This window comes from Xanthomonas sp. 3307 (genome assembly GCF_014199735.1).
In the GTDB taxonomy this organism is placed as follows: domain Bacteria; phylum Pseudomonadota; class Gammaproteobacteria; order Xanthomonadales; family Xanthomonadaceae; genus Xanthomonas_A; species Xanthomonas_A rydalmerensis.
The window spans coordinates 1-24,851 of record NZ_JACHOG010000015.1 but is presented as its reverse complement, the minus strand read 5'-3'; the positions used below and the strand labels follow the sequence as shown (position 1 = coordinate 24,851).

General features: G+C 64.4%; 26 protein-coding genes and 2 pseudogenes. 9 read left to right on the top strand and 19 right to left on the bottom strand.

The annotated features are described in order from the left end of the window. Nucleotides 1–173 precede the first annotated feature (173 nt). Nucleotides 174–497 (top strand): NHLP-related RiPP peptide, encoded by a 324-nt coding sequence (locus GGR64_RS20490; protein ID WP_255421793.1) that lies wholly within the window; start codon nucleotides 174–176, stop codon nucleotides 495–497. On the opposite strand, the gene GGR64_RS20485 is transcribed toward GGR64_RS20490, so the two are convergent. The 4 genes from GGR64_RS20485 to aceB form a co-directional block, all read right to left on the bottom strand. Further along, nucleotides 449–3,076, bottom strand: coding sequence for a putative peptide modification system cyclase (locus GGR64_RS20485; RefSeq protein ID WP_184648137.1), 2,628 nt, complete (start codon nucleotides 3,074–3,076; stop codon nucleotides 449–451). The two genes, GGR64_RS20490 and GGR64_RS20485, sit on opposite strands and share 49 nt — an antisense overlap. 28 nt (nucleotides 3,077–3,104) lie before the next feature. Continuing rightward, on the bottom strand, nucleotides 3,105–4,148 hold the full coding sequence (locus GGR64_RS20480; protein WP_160964592.1) for a GGDEF domain-containing protein: 1,044 nt from the start codon (nucleotides 4,146–4,148) through the stop codon (nucleotides 3,105–3,107). 235 nt (nucleotides 4,149–4,383) lie between these two features. After that, nucleotides 4,384–5,679, bottom strand: a complete 1,296-nt coding sequence (aceA, locus tag GGR64_RS20475; RefSeq protein ID WP_160961298.1) for an isocitrate lyase — start codon at nucleotides 5,677–5,679, stop codon at nucleotides 4,384–4,386. Nucleotides 5,680–5,820: 141 nt separating this feature from the next. Then, on the bottom strand, nucleotides 5,821–7,464 hold the full coding sequence (aceB, locus tag GGR64_RS20470) for a malate synthase A (RefSeq protein ID WP_184648135.1): 1,644 nt from the start codon (nucleotides 7,462–7,464) through the stop codon (nucleotides 5,821–5,823). Nucleotides 7,465–7,572: 108 nt separating this feature from the next. Between aceB and GGR64_RS20465 the strand changes: the two genes are divergently transcribed. Next, nucleotides 7,573–8,541, top strand: coding sequence for a LysR family transcriptional regulator (locus GGR64_RS20465; protein ID WP_184449850.1), 969 nt, complete (start codon nucleotides 7,573–7,575; stop codon nucleotides 8,539–8,541). A gap of 36 nt (nucleotides 8,542–8,577) precedes the next feature. On the opposite strand, the gene GGR64_RS20460 is transcribed toward GGR64_RS20465, so the two are convergent. Next, complete coding sequence (locus GGR64_RS20460) at nucleotides 8,578–9,495, bottom strand: LysR family transcriptional regulator (protein WP_184648133.1); 918 nt, start codon at nucleotides 9,493–9,495, stop codon at nucleotides 8,578–8,580. Nucleotides 9,496–9,586: 91 nt separating this feature from the next. Between GGR64_RS20460 and GGR64_RS20455 the strand changes: the two genes are divergently transcribed. The 3 genes from GGR64_RS20455 to GGR64_RS20445 all read left to right on the top strand — a co-directional run bounded on the left by GGR64_RS20455 (nucleotide 9,587) and on the right by GGR64_RS20445 (nucleotide 12,048). Further along, nucleotides 9,587–10,495: an alpha/beta fold hydrolase gene (locus GGR64_RS20455; RefSeq protein WP_184648131.1), complete on the top strand. Its 909-nt coding sequence runs from the start codon at nucleotides 9,587–9,589 to the stop codon at nucleotides 10,493–10,495. 99 nt (nucleotides 10,496–10,594) lie between these two features. Beyond that, nucleotides 10,595–11,317 (top strand): helix-turn-helix domain-containing protein, encoded by a 723-nt coding sequence (locus GGR64_RS20450; protein ID WP_184648129.1) that lies wholly within the window; start codon nucleotides 10,595–10,597, stop codon nucleotides 11,315–11,317. 428 nt (nucleotides 11,318–11,745) lie between these two features. Continuing rightward, nucleotides 11,746–12,048 carry a TfoX/Sxy family protein gene (locus GGR64_RS20445; RefSeq protein ID WP_260303529.1) on the top strand — a complete coding sequence of 101 codons (303 nt, stop codon included), beginning with the start codon at nucleotides 11,746–11,748 and terminating at the stop codon, nucleotides 12,046–12,048. Between the two features lie 127 nt (nucleotides 12,049–12,175). On the opposite strand, the gene GGR64_RS20755 is transcribed toward GGR64_RS20445, so the two are convergent. Together GGR64_RS20755 and GGR64_RS20750 are read right to left on the bottom strand one after the other, a co-directional pair. Further along, the gene (locus GGR64_RS20755) at nucleotides 12,176–12,424 is read right to left on the bottom strand and encodes a PaaI family thioesterase (protein ID WP_202394528.1); all 249 of its coding nucleotides are present in this window, start codon (nucleotides 12,422–12,424) and stop codon (nucleotides 12,176–12,178) included. Then, the gene (locus GGR64_RS20750) at nucleotides 12,418–12,564 is read right to left on the bottom strand and encodes a hypothetical protein (protein ID WP_202394529.1); all 147 of its coding nucleotides are present in this window, start codon (nucleotides 12,562–12,564) and stop codon (nucleotides 12,418–12,420) included. The genes GGR64_RS20755 and GGR64_RS20750 overlap by 7 nt, the downstream gene beginning before the upstream one ends. Nucleotides 12,565–12,753: 189 nt before the next feature. Here GGR64_RS20750 and GGR64_RS20435 point away from each other — a divergent pair, with 189 nt between their 5' ends. Beyond that, on the top strand, nucleotides 12,754–13,104 hold the full coding sequence (locus GGR64_RS20435) for a VOC family protein (protein WP_160964602.1): 351 nt from the start codon (nucleotides 12,754–12,756) through the stop codon (nucleotides 13,102–13,104). 133 nt (nucleotides 13,105–13,237) lie between these two features. Here GGR64_RS20435 and GGR64_RS20430 read toward each other — a convergent pair whose 3' ends face one another. Together GGR64_RS20430 and GGR64_RS20425 are read right to left on the bottom strand one after the other, a co-directional pair. Beyond that, entirely contained in the window at nucleotides 13,238–13,951 is a 714-nt protein-coding gene (locus GGR64_RS20430; protein ID WP_184648127.1) for a DUF4365 domain-containing protein, read from the bottom strand. A 68-nt stretch (nucleotides 13,952–14,019) separates the two neighbouring features. Then, nucleotides 14,020–14,652, bottom strand: a complete 633-nt coding sequence (locus GGR64_RS20425) for a TetR/AcrR family transcriptional regulator (protein WP_184648125.1) — start codon at nucleotides 14,650–14,652, stop codon at nucleotides 14,020–14,022. A gap of 96 nt (nucleotides 14,653–14,748) precedes the next feature. Here GGR64_RS20425 and GGR64_RS20420 point away from each other — a divergent pair, with 96 nt between their 5' ends. Further along, nucleotides 14,749–15,801, top strand: coding sequence for an MBL fold metallo-hydrolase (locus tag GGR64_RS20420; protein WP_184648123.1), 1,053 nt, complete (start codon nucleotides 14,749–14,751; stop codon nucleotides 15,799–15,801). After that, nucleotides 15,798–16,727 carry an oxidoreductase gene (locus GGR64_RS20415; RefSeq protein WP_184648121.1) on the top strand — a complete coding sequence of 310 codons (930 nt, stop codon included), beginning with the start codon at nucleotides 15,798–15,800 and terminating at the stop codon, nucleotides 16,725–16,727. The genes GGR64_RS20420 and GGR64_RS20415 overlap by 4 nt, the downstream gene beginning before the upstream one ends. A gap of 176 nt (nucleotides 16,728–16,903) precedes the next feature. Here GGR64_RS20415 and lepB read toward each other — a convergent pair whose 3' ends face one another. The 8 genes and pseudogenes from lepB to GGR64_RS20375 all read right to left on the bottom strand — a co-directional run bounded on the left by lepB (nucleotide 16,904) and on the right by GGR64_RS20375 (nucleotide 22,964). After that, complete coding sequence (lepB, locus tag GGR64_RS20410; protein WP_184648119.1) at nucleotides 16,904–17,533, bottom strand: signal peptidase I; 630 nt, start codon at nucleotides 17,531–17,533, stop codon at nucleotides 16,904–16,906. 945 nt (nucleotides 17,534–18,478) lie between these two features. Continuing rightward, nucleotides 18,479–19,124, bottom strand: a pseudogene (locus tag GGR64_RS20405) (transposase); the annotation flags it as partial. A gap of 97 nt (nucleotides 19,125–19,221) precedes the next feature. Next, nucleotides 19,222–19,539: a hypothetical protein gene (locus GGR64_RS20400; protein WP_184648117.1), complete on the bottom strand. Its 318-nt coding sequence runs from the start codon at nucleotides 19,537–19,539 to the stop codon at nucleotides 19,222–19,224. Next, nucleotides 19,530–20,878, bottom strand: a pseudogene (locus GGR64_RS20395) (RHS repeat-associated core domain-containing protein); the annotation flags it as partial. The pseudogene GGR64_RS20395 and the gene GGR64_RS20400, both read right to left, overlap by 10 nt. Nucleotides 20,879–20,965: 87 nt before the next feature. Beyond that, on the bottom strand, nucleotides 20,966–21,199 hold the full coding sequence (locus GGR64_RS20390) for a hypothetical protein (RefSeq protein ID WP_184648115.1): 234 nt from the start codon (nucleotides 21,197–21,199) through the stop codon (nucleotides 20,966–20,968). 138 nt (nucleotides 21,200–21,337) lie between these two features. Beyond that, nucleotides 21,338–22,018 (bottom strand): hypothetical protein, encoded by a 681-nt coding sequence (locus GGR64_RS20385; protein ID WP_184648113.1) that lies wholly within the window; start codon nucleotides 22,016–22,018, stop codon nucleotides 21,338–21,340. 7 nt (nucleotides 22,019–22,025) lie between these two features. Beyond that, entirely contained in the window at nucleotides 22,026–22,391 is a 366-nt protein-coding gene (locus tag GGR64_RS20380; protein ID WP_184648111.1) for a hypothetical protein, read from the bottom strand. A gap of 372 nt (nucleotides 22,392–22,763) precedes the next feature. Further along, on the bottom strand, nucleotides 22,764–22,964 hold the full coding sequence (locus GGR64_RS20375) for a hypothetical protein (RefSeq protein WP_184648109.1): 201 nt from the start codon (nucleotides 22,962–22,964) through the stop codon (nucleotides 22,764–22,766). Nucleotides 22,965–23,047: 83 nt separating this feature from the next. On the opposite strand from GGR64_RS20375, the gene GGR64_RS20370 reads away from it, so the two are divergent. Beyond that, nucleotides 23,048–23,800 (top strand): AAA family ATPase, encoded by a 753-nt coding sequence (locus GGR64_RS20370; RefSeq protein ID WP_184648107.1) that lies wholly within the window; start codon nucleotides 23,048–23,050, stop codon nucleotides 23,798–23,800. Here the strand turns inward: GGR64_RS20370 and GGR64_RS20365 are convergent. Continuing rightward, a complete protein-coding gene (locus GGR64_RS20365) occupies nucleotides 23,785–24,030 on the bottom strand; it encodes a hypothetical protein (protein WP_184648105.1) in 246 nt (81 codons plus the stop codon). The genes GGR64_RS20370 and GGR64_RS20365 overlap by 16 nt on opposite strands. After that, a partial coding sequence (locus GGR64_RS20970; protein ID WP_260303525.1) for an RHS repeat-associated core domain-containing protein occupies nucleotides 24,030–24,851 on the bottom strand: 822 nt, incomplete at its 5' end. The genes GGR64_RS20970 and GGR64_RS20365, both read right to left, overlap by 1 nt.

The window sequence follows — 24,851 nt, the reverse complement described above, 5'->3', positions numbered from 1 at the left end:
GAATCCCTCGTTTCCGCGGTGTGGAAGCGCTGCATCGATTTGCCACGTTGGAGAGATGCCGGACTGCTAGGATACCGTCGCGGCCCCGGTCGCTCCTGCGAGCACCCGTGGTAACCGCACCTCCACCATGCGTGCATCGCATGTCCACCGCTATCGCAACAGGGGACCACATCATGACCGATCAGCCGCAGGGGCATCCGCCCTTCGATCTCGCCACCGCCCAGCAATTGCTCACGCTTCTGTCCACCGACGACGACTTCCGCGCGCTGTTCGCGCAGGATCCGGGCGCGGCGCTGCGTAGCCTCGGCCTTTCCGAGCAACGCGCCGCTGCCGCGCTGGAGGAGCCGACCTGCCTGTGCACGTCGGACCTGGCGAGCAAGGAAGAAATCCAGGAAGCCCTGGAATTGCTGCTGGCCTACCTCACCGCCGAGGGTACGCACACGGTCGTTCACTGTTTCGAGGCGGGTTCCGTCGTCGCCAGCCTGACCGCCAGATAGTTCGGTAGCGCTTGCCCGGCCCAGGCGCGTCGGAAGGTTTCCGCCTTCTGCCGTGCCTGGTCGGCCTCGCCAAGGCTGGCCAGGATTTCCGTGGTACTCAGCACCGCCAGGTTCGCGTCGGCGACATTCATCGATTGCAGCACCAGTCCGCCGGTCGGCTCGATGTACGCCAGGCCGCGACGCGCGACCAGCCAGTCGTTTTCGGCGATGGCCTGTTTCTTCTCGCCGGCCGCGAGCAAGGCGTCACGCAGGCTGACATGGAGCTGGTACGGCTCCCGGCCATCGATCTGTTCGCGTAACAGAGCGACCGCACGCGTGGGATTTCCGCTGTCGACGAGCTGTTGCGCCTGCAGCAAGGACAGCAGCTTGGTCATGGGCGGAAAGCCCGACTCCGCGACCAGGGACGCGAGCTGCGCAGCGTGCAGGTCGTACAGCGTTCGGTCGCCGCTGCGCTGCGCCAAGCGGATCGCCGACATCGCGACGATGATCAGGTCGTCGCGATCGCCGGCGTCACCGTGGACCGCGCGCTCCAACGCTTCGCCGGCGATTCGCGCCAACAACGCCCTGTCCACCGTGCGCGGATCGGTAACGAAGGCGACCGCCTGCTGCGCGATCTGCAGCGGATAACGGATCACTGGCTCGGCATCCGCCGACGCCGCCACGGCCGCCTGCGCGGCAGCGGCGGCATCGTGCAAACGTCCCTGGTCCAGCGGAATGGAGATCTGTTCGAAGTAGTCGGTCAGCGCCGTTCCCGACGCCGCCAGCGCCGCCATGATCCTGCCAGCCGCCGGATAGTCTTTCATCGCCGCGAACGCCGCAGCATGGCGCCGGGTCGCCGGATAGCCACCAAGTTCCTCGGCCTGCTTGAAGGCGTTCAGCGCGTCGCCATACCGGCCCTGCGCCAGGTAGATGCGGCCCTGCAGTTCCACCGCCACGTCGCGCAGTGGATTCTGCGGCACCGCGAACTTCTGCACGCTATGCGCGGCGGAAGCGTAATTGCCTTCGGTGAACTCGTCCCAGGCGAACTGCGCCGCGCCGGCGTAGTAGTCCGGATACAGTTCCGACAGCATCTTCCACTTCTGCTTGGCCTGCCGCCACGGGTGCGGGCCGAGTTCGCTCGCCCATGCATCCAAGTACAGCGCATCGCGTTCGGAAAGGTGGTCGCGCAAGGCCATGGCCTTGGCCAGATACTGCAGCGCCGCGCGATTGTTGGCGGTGGAGATCTCGACCCGCATCGACCCCATGTAGGCGAGCGCGAAATCCTTGTCGATCTCCGCCGCCTTGGCGAAGTACTGATCGGCGGTCCGGAAGTCGCGCCGGGTGAAGTACTTCACCGCGATGGCGTAAGCCTTCAGAGCATCGAGGCTGCTGGTGGTGACGCTCGGCAGCGGCGGCGAATTCTTTCTGATGATCTCTTCGCCTTCGCCCAATTGCTCGCGCAGCGATGCGGTCACCGAATCGATCGAGGCTAGCACCGAGCCGGCTCCGCGGCCGTCGTGGGACTCGGCATAGACGGTCGCCTGCGTCCGCGGATCGACCACTTCCGCACTCACCCGCACCCGTCCCCCGACCTCCGAGACGGTGGCCAGCAGCACGGCGCGCGCACCGTCGCGCTGCGCGATCTCCGAAGCTATGGCGCGATCCAACGGCGTGTGCTCTGGGTCGCGGCGCATCCGCGTCAGCGTATCGCGCACTTTCAAATCGCTGAGCACGTTGACATAGCGCGACTGTTCCAGGCTGATACGGAAGGCCTGCTGCAGCGAGTCGTCCAGGGCGACATCGCCGGTGAGATTGCGCAGATCCCCCACCACCACCCAATCGCGCTCGGCGAAGGCGATGGCCGGCTGCGGGCGGGTGACGAACCAGGCGCCGAGCGCGAACGCGGCGATCAGCGCCGCTTCCGCCGCCAGCGCCGCCGGCCGGCGCCACAGCGGGATGTCGCGCCAGGCCTTGGGCGTGGGCTTGGGCGCGCGCAGGGGGGTGTGGCCGATCTCGCCGACTTCGTAGATCTCCTGCGCGGTGGGCATGCCCTTGAAGCGCCAGCGGCCGTGCGATTTCCACAGCAGGCGCTCGCCGCGCTCGCCCAGTTCGCGCGCGGCGCGGTGGGTCAGCGACTCGGCCACCGCCGAGAGCAGGATCTGTCCGGGCCGGGCCAGGGTCATCAGCCGCGCCGCGGTCGGCTTGGCCAGGCCTTCCACTTCCAGCGGCTTGGCGCCCACCTGCACCGCGGCGTCGCTGTTGCGCCAGGTCAGCACCTCGCCGACGTGCAGGCCAGCGCGCACCTTCAGCTCCAGCGCGCGCGCCGCGCCCAGGGCGTGCAGGCCGCGGCTGTAGTCCAGGGCGAAGCCGAGGCCGTCGATGGGCCGTTCGAACAGCAGCAGCAGGCCGTCGGAGCGGTCGATCAGGCGGCCACGCCAACGTTGCTGCAACTCCAGCACCAGCGAGTCGTGCTGCTTGAACAGTTCGGCCGCCTTGGCGTCGCCGAGTTTTTCCACCAGCGCCACCGAGTCGCACAGGTCGGTCAGCAGCAGGGTGCGGAGTTGCGGGACCTCGGGTGGCGGTGCGGGGACGTCGGTCATGGCGGCGGCTCGGCGGGGGCGCGGTGGCTCAGCAGTTGGCGGAGGCGAGGTCGTGCCAGTACAGGCGATTGCCGCCCTGACGCTTGGCTTCGTACAGCGCCGCATCGGCGTTGGCGTACCAGTCGTTCCAGTCCGAATGCGGGTCGACCCGGCTGATGCCGATGCTGACCGGGCAGATGTGCGGCGCCGGGTGCGGCACGCCCAGCAGGTTCTGCACGGTGGCGAGCACGAATTCGCCGATGCGGCGCAGATCCTCGACCGTGCCGGCGGCAACCAGCAGGCAGAACTCGTCGCCGCCCAGGCGGCAGGCGATGTCGTCCGGCCCGGCGACCGAGCGCAGGATGTTGGCGACGTTCTGCAGCACGCGGTCGCCGACCAGGTGGCCGTGGGCGTCGTTGATGTGCTTGAAGCGGTCGCAGTCGATCAGCAGCAGGCCCGGACCGGGCGAACGGCCGTCGCGGCGGCACTCCTGCAGGCGCAGGATCAGCCCACGGCGGTTGTGCAGGCCGGTGAGTTCGTCGGTGCGCACCAGCTCTTCGGTCTGGGTGAGCTGGTGGGTGGTGGCGTAGAGGTTGTCCAGCGCCGCCTCCAGATCGCGGTTGCGTCGGCGCAGCTGGCGGATCAGGGTCTGCTCGTTCATCACCACGCGCATGATGGTACGGCGCAGGAAGTAGGCGACCACGCCCGGGTCGCGGTCGACCAGGCGCTGGAAGTCGTCGTGGTCCAGTTCCACCAGGGCGCCATCGCTGGCGGCGAGCGCGTCGGCGCTACGCATGTGGTTGCCGATCAACAGACCCAGCTCGCCGAAGAACTCGCCGTGGCCCAGGTGCTTGACCACCAGGTCCTCGCCGAAATCCAGATCGATCACGCCGCTGGTGATCACGAACATGGCGCTGCCGCCGTCGCCGCGGCGGAACAGCACATCGCCGGCGCGCACCGTGCGGGCGCGCCCGAACTCGGAAAACAGGCGCAATTCCGCGGCCGTCAGCACCGCCAGCTCGTTCGGCTTCGGAGCGACCGCAGCGTTGGAAATTGTGCCGCGTGCGGTGGATGCGGCGCTGTCGCAGCTCATCCGGCCCCCTCATGTGACGTCGCTGGCCCCTGGCTGGGGAGCATAGCACCTACACGTGATGCTCACGATACGTTTCACAGCCAATCTCGTCGCCAAAGAGACGCCGCGGCCAGCTGTCGCACACGGTAGACAGCTTCGCCGCCGGCGCCAGCGCGCCGCAAAAAAAAAGCCCGGGCGAACCCGGGCTTCCCACCTCCTGCCAGGGAGGGGCGAGTCGTGAGCGTCTGGCTGCAGGTCAGGCCGCTTTCTCGCCGTGGAACTGCTCTTCCTCGGTCGACCCGGTCAACGCGGTGGTCGAGGACTGGCCCTGCTGGATCGCCTGGGTCACCGCGTCGAAGTAGCCGGTGCCGACCTCGCGCTGGTGCTTGACCGCGGTGAAGCCGCGGTCGGCGGCGGCGAACTCGGCCTCCTGCAACTCGACGAAGGCGCTCATCTGCCGGCGCGCATAGCCGTGCGCCAGGTTGAACATCGAGTAATTCAGCGCATGGAAGCCGGCCAGGGTGATGAACTGGAACTTGTAGCCGTAACTGGCGATCTCGCGCTGGAACTTGGCGATGGTGGCGTCGTCCAGGTTCTTCTTCCAGTTGAAGCTGGGCGAGCAGTTGTAGGCCAGCAGCTTGCCGGGGAACTTGGCGTGGATGGCCTCAGCGAACTTGCGCGCGAACTCCAGGTCCGGCTTGCCGGTCTCGCACCAGATCAGGTCGGCGTAGGGCGCATAGGCCAGGCCGCGGCTGATCGCCTGGTCCAGGCCCTTGTTGGTGCGGAAGAAGCCTTCGACGGTGCGCTCGCCGGTGGTGAACGGACGATCGTTGGGATCGATGTCGCTGGTCACCAGGTCGGCGGCCTCGGCATCGGTGCGCGCCACCAGCAGGGTCGGCACGCCCATGACGTCGGCGGCCAGGCGCGCGGCGTTCAACTTCTCGATCGCCTCGCGGGTCGGCACCAGCACCTTGCCGCCCATGTGCCCGCACTTCTTCACCGAGGCCAGCTGGTCCTCGAAGTGCACGCCGGCCGCACCGGCCTCGATCATCGCCTTCATCAGCTCGAAGGCGTTGAGCACGCCGCCGAAGCCGGCCTCGGCGTCGGCCACGATCGGCTGCAGGAAGTCGATCTCGTCCTTGCCTTCGGCATGGTGCAACTGGTCGGCGCGCAGCAGGGTGTTGTTGATGCGCTTGACCACCGCCGGCACCGAGTCGGCCGGGTACAGCGACTGGTCGGGATACATCTGCCCAGCCAGGTTGGCGTCGGCGGCGACCTGCCAGCCGGACAGGTAGATGGCGTTGAGCCCGGCCTTGACCTGCTGCATCGCCTGGTTGCCGGTCAGCGCGCCCAGCGCGTTGACGAAGTCCTTCTCGTGCAGGTACTTCCACAGCTTCTCGGCGCCGAGCCGGGCCAGGGAATGCTCCACGTGCACCGTGCCGCGCAGGCGCACCACGTCGGCGGCGGTGTAGTTGCGGGTGATCCCGGCCCAGCGCGGATCGGTGTCCCAGTCGCGCTGGATCTGTTCGGCGGTCTGCAGCGTGGTGCTCATCTGGCGTTCTCCTCGAAAATGGATGCAGCGATGAAACGGTGGGAGTGTCGGATTTAAGGCTTGGCCGGCATGGAAGGGATCCGACGCAAGGACATCGCTTGCACGATTCCCCATTCCCGAATCCCCACTCCCGGCTTCACCTCAATCAATCAACTGATAGGCCGGCAAGGTCAGAAAATCGGCCAGCTCTTCGTCGCGGGTCAGGCGGTCGAGCAAGGCGATGGCCTCATCGACGCGCGCACCGCCCGGCAGCAGCGCGCGCTCGCCCAGTCGCGCCGGCAGCTGCCGCAGGCAGGCGTCGAACAGGGCGAAGTCGATGGCGGTGCCGTCGTCCAGGTGCAGGCCGCCCACGTGCAGCCACTGCCACAGCTGGCTACGGCTGATCTCGGCGGTGGCGGCGTCCTCCATCAGGTGGTGGATCGGCACACAGCCGTTGCCGTCCAGCCACGCCGCCAGGTAGCGCACGCACACTTCGATGTTGCCCTCGAAGCCGGCGCGAGTGATGGTGCCGGCGGACGGGGCGATCAGCGTGTCGCGGTCGGCCTGCACGTCCTCGCGGCGCACCGCGTGCTGGTTCGGCGTGCGCATGTGCTCGTCGAACACCGACCGGGCGATCGGGATCAGCGCCGGGTGCGCCACCCAGGTGCCGTCGTGGCCGGCGGTGACTTCGCGCAGCTTGTCCGCGCGCACCCGCGCCATCGCCTGTTCGTTGGCCGCCTCGTCGTGGCTGATCGGGATCTGCGCGGCCATGCCGCCCATCGCATGCGCGCCGCGGCGGTGGCAGGTGCGGATCAGCAGTTCCGAATACGCCTTCAGGAACGGCTGGGTCATCGTCACCTGGCCGCGTTCGGGCAGCACCCGGTCCGGATGCCGGCGGAAGGTCTTCAGGTAGGAAAAGATGTAGTCCCAGCGGCCGCAATTCAGGCCGACGATGCGGCCGCGCAGCGCGTGCAGGATCTCGTCCATCTCGAACACCGCCGGCAGCGTCTCGATCAGCACGGTGACCTTGATCTGGCCCTGCGGCAGGCCGAGCATGTCCTCGACGTGGGCCAGCGCGGTCTCCCACAGCGCCGCTTCCTCCATCGACTGCAGCTTGGGCAGGTACAGGTACGGGCCGCGGTCCTTGGCCTGCAGCGCGCGGCCGTTGTGGAAGGCGAACAGCGCCGCGTCGAACAGGCCGCCGGCCAGCGGCTGGCCGTCGACCAGCACGTGCTTCTCGTCCAGGTGCCAGCCGCGCGGGCGCACGATCAGCACCGCCTGTTCCTCGTAGGGGCGCAGCGCATAGCGCTTGCCCGGGCTGCCGTCGCGCGCGGCCGGCGCGGTGAAGGTCAGGGTACCGGCCACCGCCTCGGCCAGCGCGCGCTGGCCGGCGACCAGGTTGCGCCAGGTCGGCGCGGTCGAGTCCTCGAAGTCGGCCATGTACACCTTGGCGCCGGAGTTCAGCGCGTTGATGACCATCTTCGGATCGGTCGGGCCGGTGATCTCGACCCGGCGGTCCTGCAGCGCCTCCGGCAGCGGCGCCACCTGCCAGTCGCCGTCGCGGATGGCGCGGGTGTCGTCACGGAAGTCCGGCAGGCCGCCGGCGTCGAAGAACGCCTGGCGCTCGCGCCGCGCCGCCAGTCGCGCCTGCCGCTCCGGCTCGATCGCCCGGTGCAGCGACACCAGCAGGGCCAGCAGCGGCGGTGGCAGCAAGGCGTCCTGGCCGGCCAGCGACGTGGTCAGGGCAATGCCCGGCGTGGAACGCGTGGATGGGTCGGGAGCGGCGGCGAAAGCGGGGGCGGACATGTGGGGATTCCTCGATGTTTCCGGGGCTCCACCGTGCTTCTAGCGCATGTATTTGACAAAGCAGTTTTGTCAATGCTTTATATAAGCAAGACTTATATCTATCACGTCATGGCCACGGGCAGCACTGCAACCCCTCGATTTCCTTATAAATCCGACCGGTTGAAACCGCTGCGCGCGTTTTGCCAGACGGTGCGGCTGGGTGCGGTATCACGGGCGGCAGAAGCCTTGTTCGTCAGCCAGCCGGCGGTGACCCTGCAGTTGCAGGCGCTGGAACGGGAGCTGGGCGTGGTGCTGTTCGAGCGCAGTGGCCGCCGCCTGGTGCCCAGCCGCGAGGGCCAGTTGCTGTACGAGATGGCGCAGCCGCTGGTGGAGAGCCTGGACCGGCTGGAGGCGGACTTCCGCGAGAAGGCGCGCGGGCTGGATGCCGGCGAGCTCAACGTCGCCGCCAACAGCTCCACCATCCTCTATCTGCTGCCCAAGATCGTGGAGGCCTTCCGTGCCCGCCATCCGCAGGTGCGGCTGACCCTGCACAACGCGATCAGCGCCGACGGCACCGACCTGCTGCGCGAGGACGCGGTGGACCTGGCGGTCGGCTCGATGCTCGACGTGCCGGCCGACCTCAGCTACGCCCCGGTGTACCGCTTCGAGCAATTGCTGATCGCCCCGCGCGACCACGCATTGGCCCGCAAGCCCAAGCTGACCCTGGAGGATCTGTCGCCCTACCCGCTGATCCTGCCGCCGCGGCGCCAGGTCACCTACCGCCTGGTCGACCTGGTATTCCAGCAGGCGCGCGTGCCCTACACCGTGGCACTGGAAGTCGGCGGTTGGGAGGTGATCAAGCAATACGTGGCGATGGGCATGGGCGTGTCCATCGTCAGTTCGATCTGCCTCACCGACGCCGACCATGCGCGCCTGGCTACCCGCGCCCTGGGCGATTACTTCCCGGCGCGCAGCTATGGCGTGGTGGTGCGCAAGGGCAAGTACCTGTCGCCGCAGGCACGTGCCTTCATCGAACTGATCCAGCCGGACCTGTTCACCCCGCGCGGCTACGACGAGAGCGGGCCGTCGGAGCGCTGAGCGCAGTGGCACGCGCTTCCGGGCTTCTCACGCGGGTCAGCCCAGGCGATCCCAGTGCGGCGGTTGCCCGATCGCCTGCCGCAGCAACTGCGCCAGGCGCGCCACCCGTGCCGGCAGCGGCGACTGGCTCGGCACCAGCCACAACCACTGTTGCGGCCCAGACGGCAGCGCCGCCTCGTGGAACAGCGCGCGCAGGCGATGCCGGCGCAGATCCTCCCCGACCAGCCAGGTCGGCAGGCAGGCCACGCCCAGCCCATCCAGCGCGGCCAGGCGCAGGGTTTCCAGGTCGTCGCAACGCAATCGCCGCGGCGGCAGCGCCGCGTCCGCGCCGAGCACATGCCGCCAGCTGATGACCGTGTCGTCGTGGCGTTTGTCGAGCAGCGCGTGCGTCGCCAGTGCCGGCAAGCGCTCGACCGGCCCGGCGCCATGCAGGTAGGCGGGACTGGCGCAGACCACCCGCCGCAACGGCGCCAGCCGCAGCGCGCCGGCTGGCGCCGGGTCCGGACCGAGCCGGATCACCGCATCCAGGCGCCGGCGCAGCGGGATGTCGAACCGTTCCACCAGGTCCAGATCGACGTGCAATTGCGGGTGCCGGCGCACCAAGTCCGCCAGCAACGGCATCAGTTGCGTGCGGCCGAACGACGGCAGGCAGCTCAGCCGCAACGTGCCCACGACTTCCCCCTGCAGTTGCGCCAGTTCCGCGCGGGTCTCGGCGAGGCCACCGAGCAGTTCGGCGGCACGCCCCTGCAGGACGCGTCCGGCTTCGGTGAGGGCCAGGCTGCGGGTGGAGCGGACCAGCAACTGCGCGCCCAGCGCCTGTTCCAGCGCATCCAGCCCGCGGCTGAGCGAGGACACGGCCACACCGCGATGACGCGCCGCGGCGGACAGGCTGCCGGCCTCGACCACGTCCAGGAACACTTGCAACTGGCCGAACAAGCGCTGGAAATCGTCCATCGTTGCAGTTTACGCAAAGCCGGATTGCGCGGGTGCGCGCGCATGGTGAGCGCCCCGCCGCCGCTGCGCGGCCGTCTCCGAGGAGTTCCCCATGCACACCGTCTCCCGCACCGACATCGCCTTCGCCGCCGACGGCACCACCCTGCGCGGCTGGCTGTATCGTCCGGCCGCGGCCACCCCGGCGCCGATCGTGGTGATGGCGCACGGCTGGTCGCTGGTCAAAGAGGCGTACCTGGATCGCTACGCCGAGGTGTTCGCCGCCGCCGGCCTGGCCGTGCTGGCGTACGACCACCGCGGCTTCGGCGACAGCGACGGCACGCCGCGGCAGGAGATCGATCCGTGGCGCCAGATCGAGGACTGCCGTCACGCGATCACCTTCGCCGGCAGCCTGGACGGCATCGACCCCACCCGCATCGGCCTGTGGGGCACCAGCTACAGCGGCGCGCACGCCATGCAGGTGGCCGCCACCGACCGGCGGGTCAAGGCGGTGGTCGCGCAGGTGCCGGGCCTGGCCGGCTACCGCAACGGGCTGCGCCGCGGCAGCTACGAACGGGCCGACGCACTGCAGGCGGCGTTCGCCGCCGACCGCCTGGCGGTGCTGCGCGGCGCCGAGCCCGCGCGCAAGGCCGTGGTCGGCGCCGCCGACGCGATCTTTCCCAGCGACGACGCGCGCGCGTTCTTCGAGGGCGCCGCCGCGATCGCACCGAACTGGCACAACTGGACCACGCTGCGCTCGGCGGAATGGAGCCGCGGCTACGAGCCGGCGAGTTTCGCCGCCGCGATCAGCCCGACCCCGCTGCTGATGATCGTCGCCGACCGCGACTACATCTCCGGCACCGACTTCCAACTGCAGGCCTATGCGCAGGCGCTGGAACCGAAGCGGCTGCTGATGCTGCGCGGCGGCCACTTCGTGCCGTACGTCGCGCAATTCGACGCCTCCAGCGGCGCCGCGCGCGACTGGTTCGTCGCGCACCTGGCGCCGCCGGCCGTCGCTGCCTGATTTGCCTGCGCCGGCGCTGGCGCGACGGCGCGGCAGCGCCCAGGCGACGGTTCCAGCCTGCTACCGTGGCGGCCGGACCCGTCGCCCTACCGGCACCGCATGCCCCTGCCCTCCCGCTACGCCGAATGCGACGCACCACCGGCGTTGCGCGACCGCCTGCGCTGCAGTTGGCGTTTCCGCCAGGGCGAAGCCGAGACCGCCGCGACGCAGGTGCTGCCCGACGGCTGCGTCGATCTGATCTGGGACGGTCGCGCGCTGTTCGTGGCCGGGCCGGACCACTGCGCCACCGACGCCACAGTGGCGCCGGGCAGCGTGCTGACGGCGGTGCGGCTGGCTGCGGGCGCCGGGCCCAGCCTGCTCGGCCTGTCGCTGCAGGCCATCGCCGACCAGCGCATACCGCTGGACGCGCTGTGGGGCAGACGCGGCCGTCACTGGCAGGCGCGCCTGGAAGAGGCCGCCGACCCGCTGGCGGCCCTGCACGCACTGTGCGCCAGCCGCCCGCTGCAGGCCGACCGCGAGATGGCCTGGTTGTTCGCACAACTCGCCGGCGACACGCCACCGCGCCTGGCCGCGCTGCCCCGCATGCTGGGCGTCAGCGAACGCACGCTGCGGCGGCGCAGCCACGACGCCTTCGGCTACGGCGCCAAGACCCTCGAGCGCATCCTGCGCCTGCAACGCTTCCTGGGCCTGGCCCACCGGCATCCCAGCCTGACTGCGGCGGCACTCGAGGCCGGCTACGGCGATGCGCCGCACCTGGTGCGCGACAGCCGGCAACTGACCGGGCTCAGCCCACGCGAGCTGGTGCAGCGGCACGCGCGCTGACAGCGTCTGCAACGGCAATGCGCCGCCGATCGCGACAAACGCGCGCTGTCGCCCCCTGTAGGAGTCACCTGTCATGCAGCCGCGACAAGCGAAGCCGAACGCCGACTGACACCCTCCGTCGTCGGGACTGAAGTCCCTCCCACAGTGCAGTCCTCCGACAAGGCTGGTGCCGCACCTGTGGGAGCGGCTTCAGCCGCGACAGGCATTCCCAATAACACCCATCGCGGCTGATCACGAAAAAGTGGCCAGGAACCGCGCCTACGCGCGCACCTGCATTCGCTTGGATTACGGCGAAAACCGCCTGCCTGCATGCCGGCGCCAGCGCCGCGCTGCATCGAGCGCAGGCTGTCGTCTTGCGCCGTTTGCTACCGTGCCGCCAAGTGCGAAGACCTGGGTGGCACATGGGCAGAGATGCAGGCTTGGAACACATGCTGCGCGACACGCTCGGTGCGCAGCGCGATCTGACCGAGAAGCCGATGTTCGGTGGCTGGGCCTGGCTGCTGCACGGCCATCTGCTGTGCGGCGCGCGCGATGATGGCGTGCTGGTGCGACTCGGCAAGGGTCACGACGCGTGGGCATTGGCGCTGCCCGGAATCGTGCCGATGCTGTCGCGCGGCCGAGCGATGGCCGGCTGGGTCCGGGTCGCGCCGGAGACCTTTGCCGACGACGCGCTCGCCGCGCGCCTGCTACGCGAGGCGATCGCGTTCGTGCGCACGTTGCCGCCGAAGTGAGCGCACTGCGCCGCGCGTTCGTCGCCGCTCGCGTACCGCGCCAGCCCGTAACCGCGAACGCCGCGTGTGGCACGACCGTCTCAGCCGCGCCAAGGCGGCGCGCAGCACGCAGCCGAGAACAGAGCGCTCAGCGCGCGGTGACGATGGTGCCCTGCGCGACTGCACACAGACCTTCACCGCCTTCCTCGACCGAGACGATGTCGCAGCGGCATACCGCCTGGCGTTTGCCCTTGCCGATCGACTGCGCACGCGCGATCAGCCGTGTGCCGCGCGCCGGCCGCAAATAGTTGATCTTGAACTCGGCGGTGAGCGCATCGCCGCCCAGTGCCAAGCCGCCAGCGAAAGTCAGGGCGTTGTCGGCGAGATAGCTCAGCACGCCACCATGCGCGAATCCGTGCTGCTGACGCGGTCGTCGCGCATGTCGACCACGATCTCCGCCTGCGCGTCGCCGAGCACGCTCAGCCTCGCGCCGATCAGTCGGCTGAAGGGCTGCGCGTCGAAGATCTGCCGCGCCAACGCTTACATGTCCATGCTGCGACTCCTGGAGGATTCGCCAAGAACGTACAGCGGGCGCCGCGGCGTGTCATGCGCCCGGGACACCTCCCGCTACGCGTGTCGAACGCAGTCGCCGCCGCGGTGGCCGTTTTCGCCAAGCCGAGCGCTTCGCGGCGCGGGATACTGGCGCCCCATCCACAGGAGCCGCCCATGTCCCGCGCCGAACAGCATCACCGCATCGACTACCTGGAATTCGCCGTCGCCTCGATCGATGCGGCCAAGGCCTTCTACGGCCAGGCCTTCGACTGGACCTTCCAGGACTACGGCCCGGACTACTGCGAGTTCCGCGACGGCCGCCTGAGCGGCGGTTTCTTCCACGGCACCGCGCAACCCGGCGGTGCCCTGGTGGTGCTGTACTCCAACGATCTCGCCGCCACCCAGGCCCGCATCGAAGCGGCCGGCGGCCGAATCGTGCGCCCTGTGTTCGCGTTCCCGGGCGGACGCCGCTTCCACTTCGCCGACCGCGACGGCCACGAGCTGGCGGTGTGGTGCGAGGGCTGATCCTGGTCTGGACGATGCCCTACACGCGCGCACTGGCGGGGTGCGCAAGGCCAGCCAGCAACGTACAGCGAGAGCAGGTGCTGCGTCCTTCCACCTGTCGACACGAGGCAGCTGCTTGCGTGGCGCTGTCCGCTCAATAGAACTGGTCTTTGTTTTGCCTGTCCAGTTCCAGATCAATCGCATTCCATAGGCGCTGCAGCGATGCCAGGCGGGCGTTGGCGCCAGCGCGTGGGCGTCTGCCGGTCAGCCGAAGAAGCTCATAGGCCATGCTCAGGATGCTCCTATTCAACTCATGGCGCTCGACCTGTGCGGTATTGTCCAGCGAGAGGCTGGGGTTGCCGGCGTTATCGAGCATCGTCACGATCGACGTTTCGGCGATCCCCAGGATCTGCATGATCATGTCGCCGCCTTCGACCGCGATCCGCTCGATGGCGTGGCGAGACGCCGGCGACAAGGCGTCGGCGACCCGATCGAATTCGACCTTGGCGCCGCCCTGGCCCGTCGCATAGTCGCGATCGGAGGCGATCACTTTCCAAAGCACCTCGTCGGTCGCCACGCTCACCGCGCACAGCAGCACCGGCACGGAAAAGTCCTTCCAATAATCGACATGGCGCGTCTCGAGATAGACCGTGTTCTTCCCATCCACGAATGGGCTCATGCTGGCCTTGACCTGGACTTTGATGATCTTGCCAGTGGCGTTCAAATCGTCGTCGGTGATCTCGACTTCGGCATCCACGCCCAGATCGACGGTCTGGCGCCGGCACGGCCAGCGGAAGTACCGGATGAAGGCGCGCGCGACCGCGAGTTCGCCGAGGTCTCCGATGATCTGCTGTTCCGTGTATCTCATTGCATCGCTCCTTATGCACGCTCGGAATGTAGAGAACCGTGCTGCGCGGGCACACCCACGCACTCTCGCTAACCCGGATCCCGCGCGTAATGCCCGAGGAACATGTCGGTCGCCGACGCGGCGACCTCGGCCTGTTGCGCGGGACTGAGCGGCGGCTGGCCCATGGTCAGCTGCGGCCAGAAGGCGAAGCCCTTGATCAGCGCATGCAGTTGCTGCGCGGCGAACTCGGGCTGCAACGGCTTGAGCCGGCCATCGGCCAGGGCCGCGCGCAACCAGACCAGGGTGCCCTCCTCCTTGCTGCCCAGGCGCGCGGTCAACTCGCGCGCACGCTCGGGCGCACGCATGCCTTCGGCGATCGCCATCCGCGACAGGCCGACGAAGGCGGGATCGTCGAACATCTGCAGCTTCTGCTGCAGCAACTGCAGCAGTTGCGCGCGCAGCGGCTGCTGCGGGTTGTAGGGCACGCCGACCGTGTCCAGGCTGCGCTGCCATAGCTGCACCAGGATCTCGTCGAACAGCGCTTCCTTGCTGGGGAAATGGTTGTAGACGGTGCGCTTGGACACGCCGGCGCTGGCCGCGATGCGGTCCATGCTGGTGGCCTCGAAGCCATGGCCACGGAACTCGGCGATCGCCGCCTCCACGATCGCCTGGCGCTTGCGTTCGGTCAGCCGTGCCGGGGTGGGCGTGGAAGGAGAAACCATGGACGGATGTTACACTGGACGGTTTACTTTCACGAAAAGGAAACTACACTGTGTAGTGTAATTATCTTGCCGGATCACCTTTCAAGGATTGCTGCAATGTCTGCGTCCGCTCCCCCGCTGTCCCGTGTCCCGCCCTCGCATCTGGGCTCGCCGCAGTACCGCCATGGCCGCTTCCGCAACGCCACCCCGGGCACCAGCGGCATTCCCGGTCTGGCCGGGACCCTGCGGATCATGTGGCATCTGCTGACCCGCAAGTCGCCCGAGGCGGTGCCAGCGCAGCCGCTGCCGGTGCTGCCGCTGACCGCCGCGCAACTGCTGGCGGCGCCCGACCGCAGTCTGTACCGGCTCGGTCACTCCACCGTGCTGCTCAAGCTGCGCGAACGCTTCTGGCTGACCGACCCGGTGTTTTCCGAACGCGCCTCGCCGTTTCCGTTCGCCGGCCCACGGCGCTTCCACGCACCGCCGATCGCGCTGGACGCGTTGCCGCCGATCGCCGGGGTGATCCTCTCGCATGATCACTACGACCACCTGGACCGCGCCAGCATCCGCCGCCTGGCCGAGCGCGTCGGGACGTTCGTGACCCCGCTGGGCGTGGGCGACCTGCTGATGCGCTGGGGCGTGGCTGCGGACAAGGTGCGGCAACTGGATTGGTGGCAGTCGACCACGGTGGACGGCGTGACGCTGACCGCCACCCCGGCGCAACACTTTTCCGGGCGCGGGATGTTCGACCGCGGGCGCCGGCTGTGGTGCTCGTGGGCGATCGAGACGCAGGAACTGAAGCTGTTCTTCAGCGGCGACGGCGGCTACTCCGATGGCTTCAAGGCGATCGGCGAGCGACTGGGTCCCTTCGATGTGGCGCTGATCGAAAACGGCGCCTACGACGTGGAGTGGCCGCACGTGCACATGCAGCCGGAACAGACCCTGCAGGCGCATCGGGACATCCGCGGACGCACGCTGCTGCCGATCCATAACGGCACCTTCGACCTGGCCATGCACGCCTGGCACGAACCCTTCGAACGCCTCGCGGCATTGGCCGACGCCGCCGGCGTGGCGCTGGCCACGCCGCGGATGGGCGAGCGCGTCGACCTGACGCAGCCGGCCACTGGAGAGCGTTGGTGGCGTGCGCTGGCGCAGGCGGTGGCGCCGTGAGCCGCTGGACCCTGGCCGACCTGCCGTCGCAGCGCGACAAGCTCGCGATCGTGACCGGCGCCAGCCCCGGCGGACTGGGCTACGAAACTGCGCTGGCGCTGGCCGGCGCGGGCGCCAGCGTAGTGCTGGCCGCCCGCAACCCGGCCAAGGGCGAGACCGCGCGGCAGGCGATCCTGGCCGCGCATCCGGCGGCCGACGTACGCGTGGAAGCGCTGGACCTGGCGAAGCTGGTCTCGGTGGCCGCCTTCGCCGAGCGCATCGCGGCGCGCTCCTCGCGGCTGGACCTGCTGATCAACAACGCCGGGGTGATGGCGCCGCCGCAGCGGCAGACCACCGCCGACGGCCTGGAGCTGCAGTTCGGCAGCAACTACATCGGCCATTTCGCGCTGACCGCACAGTTGCTGCCGCTGCTGCGCGCCGCGCCGGCCGCACGCGTGGTGAACCTGTCGAGCCTGGCGCACCGCCAAGGCCGCATCGACTTCGACGACCTGCAGAGCGAACGCCCGTACCGGCCGTGGAAGGCCTACGGGCAATCCAAGCTGGCGATGCTGATGTTTGCGCTGGAATTGCAGCGGCGCAGCGACGCGCGCGGCTGGGGCCTGTGCGCAGTGGCCGCGCATCCCGGCATCGCGCAGACCGCGCTGGTCGCCAATGGCCCGGACGCAGACGGGCGCCGCAGCGTGGTGGGCACGGCGACCAAATGGCTGGCCCCGTTGATCAGCCATTCCGCCGCGGCCGGGGCACTCCCCACGCTCTACGCCGCGACCTCGCCACAGGTGCGGGGTGGCGCGTACTACGGGCCGGATGGCCTGTTCGAACTGAAAGGCGACCCGGCCCCGGCCAGGATCGCCCGGCAGGCACGCGATCCGCAGGTGGCCGCGCGGCTGTGGGAGGTGGCGTGCACGCTGGCGGGCGTGACGTTCTGAGCGCACCACCGGCAGCAGCTCCTGCTCGCCGACTGAAGGCCTGCACTCGCCATGTCCCAGCAGAACCAGGTTGCCCCCTTGTAGGAGCGGCTTCAGCCGCGACAGGCCTTACCGGTAAAGCCCGTCGCGGCTGAAGCCGCTCCTACGGATCACGTCCCGTCGTTGCGAGCGATGCCCTACAGCCGCGCCCACTCAAAGCCCTCACCGCGACGGTAGAACACCGCCAGCGCCTTGCCATAGACGCTGTCCGCATCGACGAAGCCGAAGTAGCGGCCGTCGAAACTGTCGCCGCGATGGTCACCCATGACCAGCAGCTTGCCGGGCGGCACGCGCACGTCGTGCAGGTCCGGACCGCCGCCCGCATCGAGGTCGAGCCGCGCGATGCGGGCGCCGAAGCGCTCCGCATCGCCCGCGGCGCCCACCTGCAGCGGCTGGCCATTGATGGAGAGATGGCCATCGCGCACGTCCACACGATCGCCCGCCACCGCGACCACGCGCTTGATCAGGCGCGTGCCATCGCGCGGGGAATCGAACACTGCCACGTCACCGCGCTGCGGCCGGCCGCGCTCGAACACGCGGTACTCGGTGAACGGCACGCGCAGACCGTAAGCGCTCATGTCCACGGCAACACGATCGCCTGGCTGCAGGGTCGGCTGCATCGAGCCGGAGGGCACCACGTAGTGATTGGCAAAGGACGACCGTGCGGCGGTGAGCAGCAACAGCATCACCACCATCGGCAACAGTTCCTTGCGGGTCCAGCGCGCGGCGCGCTGCAGGCGGGTGGCATGCGGATCGGTGGGGGTCATGGGGCACCTCTGGTGAACGAAGGCGGCACGGGATGTGCCAGTGCGACAGTGCGCGCTTGGCGGCTCGGCGGACCAGTGACGAAAGGCATGGCGATAGCGCCTTCGGTGAGCGCCGTGCGCCGAGAAACAGGCAGCTCAGAAAGCAGAGATGATCGAGGTGACGCAAGCTTTTGAGTTCACTGCCGTGTAGGCAGCTCAGAAATGCTCGAACGAATGGCCGGCTTCATCGCAGGCAGTGCAAGTGTTGGTGGTGCCGAGTAAGCGGCGCACCTGCTAGTCGCGGTCGCTGTAGCGATACTCCATGGCCGGTTTCTCGAAGGCAGCAACCTCAATTGAGCCAAAGAAAAGGCCTCGAATGCGAGGCCTTCCGTCGGCTTTATACATTTACATCCAATATATTAAGCCGTTTCGCGAGCTAATCAGTCTTCGAAATAGGGCTCGCCAGAAGTCCAGAAGAGCTGATAACCATTCTTCTTGGCAACCACCTTCAGTAGCGAGTCCACGTCAGCGGCCTGACTCAACGCATGAACGCCATCTATGCCATGTATCTCCACATCCGGCTCAGCGACCCCAAAAACCTTACGACGCAAATAGCAGCACCTTGATCCAATTTTGCATTTAGACCTGTCAAATCGGCGAAAGTTGGAGAAAAAATTTGCACCTTTAACTCTTTCAAATCTGAGCCAGAGGCTCCAGAAAACAGAAGAGCTCTTTCTGCGATCAGTTCACCACGATTGGCCATCATCACTCATACCCCATACATTGACGATAACTGGTATTTGCCGCCTCATAGCAAGCCGTCCTTTTTTTGGCGACAATCCATGGTGGCGTCCCCATTGGTCGGGCTGCACGTAGTCCAGCGTCGTGCCCACCAGCCCGCCCCCTGGCAAGCCGTCGAACCAGATCGCCTGCTGGAGCGCCTTGCCGCACCGACCATAGGCCAGGGGCATCGCTCATGAAGTCCACGACGAGAACCTGTCCGGCAATGCGGGATGTAGAGCGCAACGCGTCCTCGCTTGGGCAAGCGCCGCTTGGCGGCGCGACGCAGGTTGAGTTTCATGGCTTTGTACACGCGATAGATCCGCTTGGGGTTCCAGTCCACATGTGTCTTTCGCAGCTGATCGCTACACATCCAGAAGCCGTGGCTGGGGTGGGCCTCGACGAAGCCGGCGATGCCGCGATCAATTCGGCATCACGCCCCGTCCAGCCCAACGGCGGCGCGTTCCACGTCGCTCTGGACAGTCCGACACAAACACAGGACCGACGCAACGGCCACCCGTGCACCTGCACCATGTACCGCACGGCCTCTTGCTTGCGCGCCGGCCCTAGAGTTTTTTGCGATCAAACCCTTCATCGCAATGTTGTCCAGGACCAGCTCGGCGTACATCCGTTTAAGATTGGCGTTCTCGGCCTCGAACTCCTGAACCGCCGCAGCTCGGAAGCCTCCAAGCCGCCGTACTTGCTCTTCCACTGGTAATACATCGCCGTGCTGCTGCCGACCTGGCGGCAGATGTCTTTGACCGGTAACCCGGCGTCAGCCCTGCTTGAGTGTGGCAACGATACGAGACTCGGTGAATTTGGATGTGCGCATGGAACCTCCTGGCTGGGGAAAGATGCCAGAATCTACTTATGCGGTGTCTGCCAGATAGGGGAGCTTACGATCGCAGTGTCAGAAAACCCCACGCCTGTTATGCCCCCAAGTCAGCGGCAACGACTCGTTCTAGTTCCGCAATGGCGGGCTTCACGCTGGGATGCCGCTGCACCCAAACATCCCCCAGATGCTGTCTAACGTTCTTCCCACCTAACATGTCTCTCAATTTTTCAGAGCTTCTGCATTGCAGGATGTCGTGCGCAGCATTCATAACATCTTCCGAGAAATCAGCATTTTTCTCACCAAGCTCTTCGCCCCACTCCTTTTGAATGGCAGAGATGAGCTTGCCCGCAGCCCGCTGAAATTCTGTTTTCTTAGCCACTTTCAACCCATCCAAATTGGAATCTAAGTGCACGCGACTATACGACACTTCTGGTCATATTCGTCCTCAAGCTGCCTCAACTCCCTTAGCCTTCTATTCAGCAGCTTCTCATGTCCTCGAATAGTATCTCTCAACTTCTCTCCTGGCCCTATACGCCAAGGGAGAGGATTAGGATCCTTACCAAGATCTAGATATCTCTTTTCATAGATCTCCTTCTTGGTGTTTTCAATTCTTCTCGCAAGGCTTTGGCAATATTCACCCAAGGGGTCATTGGGTGAAGTGCCTGGAACCGGAATAGCCGGATCAATAGGGGCCGTTATTGGGCGAGGCGTCAAAGCGGGCTTCGGCGAAGATATGGACCACCACGGCGGAACAACGATAGTTAGTCCATACGGATCACTATTAGCAAAGGGACTGGATTCCGAATAGGCATAAGTATTGAGCCCGCCTCCCAAGCCTACTGGATCACTCTGCCCATACCGGCCAGCGCCAGCGTCGTAGTCGCGGAAATAGTTCTGGTTGAGCCCCGTGGCGCTGTCGTAGCGCTGCCCCGTGAAACGCATCCCGAACACGAACGCGGTGCCATCGTTATCCGGATCTTGATTCGGCTGCGTGTTGCCGAAGGCCTCGCCCTTGATGTCCCAAGTCCAGATGGCAACGTCGCGCACCGAGTCGATCACCGCCCGCGGCGCTCCCAGATGGTCGGGCTGCACATAGTTCAGCGCGGTCCCCGCCAGCACCCCCACCGGCAGGTCGTCGAGCCAGATCGCTTGCTGGAGCGCCTTGCCGTTGGTGTCGTAGTCGCCCATACAATGGCCGGCTTCGTCGTAGACGGTGTGGTGTTGGTGGCGCCGAGGAACCGGCGCACCTGCTCGCCCCGCTCGTTGTAGCGATACTCCATCGCCAACGTGCCATTGCGCGTGGCTTGGCTCATGCGCCCCGTCGCGTCGTAGGCGAAGGTGCGGGCCGTGCCATCGATAGCCGTGGTGTTGCCCGCGGCATCGTAGCTGCGCGCTGCGCCAGCCACGCTCGCCAGGCGGTGGTTGTTGGTTGGATAGGTGTAGGCCTGGGTGGCGCCGTTGACCTGGGCGCTGAGCCGATTGCCGGTGGCGTCGTAGCTGAAGTCGCTCGGATCGGCTTCGGCCGTGGCCTGCGTCGCCAACTGGCCAATTCGGTTGTAGAGACGCGATAGCGTATGCGTGAGGTTGCCCGACGCGTCCTTGATGTCTTCCTTGGCTCGGTTGCCCGACGGATCCAGCGTGTAGTGGATGGTGTTGCCAGCGCCATCGGTCACGTCGGTCAAGCGATGGGCATCGTCGTAACAGTAGGTGACGAACGTGCCGTCGGGGTCGGTCACCTCTTTGACATTCCCTACCTCATCGTAGGCCACGACCGTTGGTCAGACGGTGTGCCATCCGCGTTCGCGCGCAAGGTGCTCGAGGCCGCCCAGCCGCAAGTCTTAATCGCCATCAATCTTCAACTCTCTCCTTATTGACGGGCTATCAATACAAATAGTCTTCCCAAGAGTTTCGCCGAGCTTATCAAAAATTTCCCACTGGTCTACAGACTCCACGGACGGAATTTCTATCTCCGTGTAAAAGTCGACCCTGTCGCCAAAAACCCTATCCACGCGGACATACCATCGCCCATCACGAGCATGGGTATAAACCAAATGGCGATAATCTTCAAGCATGGCTTTTCTCACTACAGCCAGTCGTGAAAAGAAAACTTAATCTCATTATCGAGACAAGCATTCAATCTTTCTTCTGGTGAACCATAGAACTTGGACACACTGAGCATGCCTTGATTTGCAACCTTCCAAGAGCAAAATTCAATCGGAAAAATTCAGAGCCGAAATGACCTTACAGAAAGAGCACGAGAAGTATAGGATTTGAACAAAATCATTTCCCACAAACCCCTCATCGGTTGAGTAATTCTTGTTTCCGACAGAGGCAATGATGGTCATCTCTTTTTTACACGCAGGACAGACCTTCCTCGCACGCCCTGCATCCAGCAGATAAGGAACCCCGCCAAACTGATGCTGCGGCACAGAAAGCTCCGAGGGAAGCGACCCAGAAAACTTGTAATCCGGATCAACATCCGGCGCATTCAGCTTTCCAATAACAGCCACTTCCTCTTCACTAAGACGACGAATACCTACGGAGACCTCATCAAAGGCCTCGGGGTAGTTCGGATAGGGGAAATCTTCGTAATCGTCACTTCCGGACGTGTATTCGACCACCTCGATCGAACCATTGATGTATTTATAGCTAAAGTCACCCCTATGAATGTCACACTTCCAACTGTAAAGGAAGTGCAACTCCGCCTCATCGAACCCAGGAACCGCAAATCCTTCGCTCGATTGGACGACTCTTGCAAACTGAGTGAGCGGCGCACCTGTATTGGGCGACAACGCCCCGGGCAGGGTGCAGCGCCCCCCAATATAGACCTCATGAGAGGCGTTTCTCAAACCTTCCGCAACAACATATCCAGGGGAATTAATGAATTTCATAGATGCCTCATGGCACAAAAATCAGAGGTTCGACAACTACTGGCTCCACCACAGGCTCAACCATCGGAGCGGGCATATCCATCATTTCAGGAAGCGGCGCAGCTTCATCCGGCATTGTCAACGGCTCACCCGATTGAACCTGACTGTTGAACCTACTCAGTTCTGGATTACGCCCTAAGTAATCCAAAAATTCTTGCGCAGTATCCCTCGACATGTTCTTCAAATCCGCGCCTGCCTTCTGGCAAAAATCATCCCATGCCTTCCTGGCGATGCGATTGTAAGCAGCATGCTCTTTGCTGTAGCCATGCCTAGTGGCCGGCTTCACTACCGCTCTATCAAAAATTTGCTTCACATCCTGAGAGAGATCATTCAACCCACGCCAAACAGACTGTGGGAAAATATGGTGCCCCGGGGAGATAAGACCGAATTAGTCATAGGAATACAGGGGTTGGATGTTCCGTATGCCCAAGTGCTTATGCCACCCTTTAGCCCGATCAGATCGCTCTGCGCACCATGGGAAATGAGGACTCGTGATCAGTTGAACACGGACCTTGGCATCAGAAAAATCCTACGCGAACCTAAAAGCTCGCCCTCCATAGCCTTCACTTCTTGCAATTTGAATAGGCCACTTTCTCAAAATCCCCTGCCAGACGCACACTCTCCTTCGGCCTATCAACAGCGCGGCAGTTAGGAATCAATCCGTTGGCTGGGAACGAGTAAATTTCCTTTTCTTTGTTCAACTTATTCAAAGCCCAACAAACGCGATCCTCGCCCTCTCGGAAGCGCACAGCCACTCCTTGCCCCCAATTAGTGACAAGTAAATCATTCGCATTTTTACATACTCCAGATCAAGCGCCTGCATATTTCCATATATAACCTTTCCGCCAACCGAGCAGCCGACCATGTTGACCAACACAAAACCGATAGTCGCCAGCAACACCAGCATTAATAGCGCGCTCCATATTATTTTGTGTATGATGTGACGACCCACCACGTTACACATATTTTGACCCCGCATAAAAATCAGCCATGAAGTCTTTAGAAGCCAACCACTATTTGCTAGCAGTCGAGCTAAAGCGCTCCCAAGTCAAGAATTTCGATGAATATCCATTTTCACTGCCATTCCTGAGGGACTTAAGAAAGCTTGAACTCCACCCAAAGGTTACATTCCTGGTAGGCGAAAACGGAAGCGGAAAGTCAACGATCCTGGAAGCAATAGCTATTGCTTGGGGGTTTAATCCGGAGGGCGGGACAAAGAATTTCAACTTTGAAACCAACACTTCCCATTCGGTGCTGCACGAATATCTTCGCCTTCATAGAGGCATTCGAAAAGCTAAAGACGGCTATTTTTTCCGCGCAGAAAGCTTTTTTAACGTAGCCACAGAGATAGAACGATTAGACGATGGCCCAGGCGGCCCTCCTATTATCAACTCTTATGGGGGAATGAGTCTCCACGGCCAGTCACACGGAGAGTCATTTCTCGCATTGCTCATGAATCGCTTTACTGGCAGCGGCCTTTATTTACTTGATGAGCCAGAAGCAGCGCTGTCTCCTCAGAGACAGCTAGCTGCAATCAGCCGCCTACATCAACTCTTAAAAACCAATTCGCAATTCATTATTGCAACACACTCACCAATTTTATTAGCCTATCCCGATTCATGGATTTATCAGATAGACGACAGCGGCATCAGATTGATCGACTACAAAGACACCGAGCACTACTTGATAACAAAAAATTTCATATCCAACCCAGGCAAATATTTGAATCAACTGCTTGAGTAGTCTTCCGGCAGAAAAAAACCATCAGGCTTGATCGACGGATGCTCTCTGTAAAGAGGGTTTAACAAACTTAAGAGTAGCTCTCCAGAAATGCGCCCTACCACTTGGCGAACTCTTTTTGCCTCTTCCTCAGATGCACCATCCAGTGCCAAAGCAACGACCTCATCTAAGGAAGCATTAGCTTCCAGGATTTTATTGCAGATCAGCTCCGCAACATTCTTGTCAGATATCATTACCAACCCTCGCAGCCATGGTCAGCCATGCACTTGTTGACACACCTAAAAAACTTAAAACCATCATCGCGGGAAGGCAGAGCCGTTTCGGAACAAGTGTCCAAACACTGCGCTTTAACTTCTCGGCAATAGTCCTCTCCATTTTCACAAACGTTGTTTAGCCTTTTGCTAACAGCACCCTCCAGCTTACTAGCCATGCCGAGGGGCGACATATTGTATATAGCCGAGAGAAGCCTTTCATCGAACGGCCTTTCTATACTAGAGGACTTGTCGCTAGAACCATTTCCAAATAGGCGACCAATAGGAATGTCCCCATCTATCCTGGCAGACGCATTTGGATTGTAAGCTCCTCTAGCAGCATTAGCTGCCCCAGAATTGACGACAGCAGAAGACTGTAGCCCAAACGGATCAATTAACATTATCGACTGGCTATTTGCGTAGGCGTATGTATTGATAGAACCCTGCAACCCCATCAAATCACTTTGTGCATACCGCCCGGTGCCAGCGTCGTAGTCCCGGAAATAGTTCTGGTTGAGCCCCGTGGCGCTGTCATACCGCTGGCCCGGGAACCGCAGATTGAACACGAACGCGGTGCCGTCGTTGTCCGGGTCCTGATTCGGCGGCGTAGTGCCGAAGGCCTCGCCCTTGACGTCCCAAGCCCAGATGGCAACGTCGCGCACCGAGTCGATCACCGCCCGTGGCGCTCCCAGATGGTCGGGCTGCACATAGTTCAGCGCGGTCCCCGCCAGCACCCCCACCGGCAGGTCGTCGAGCCAGATCGCTTGCTGGAGCGCCTTGCCGTTGGTGTCGTAGTCGCCCAT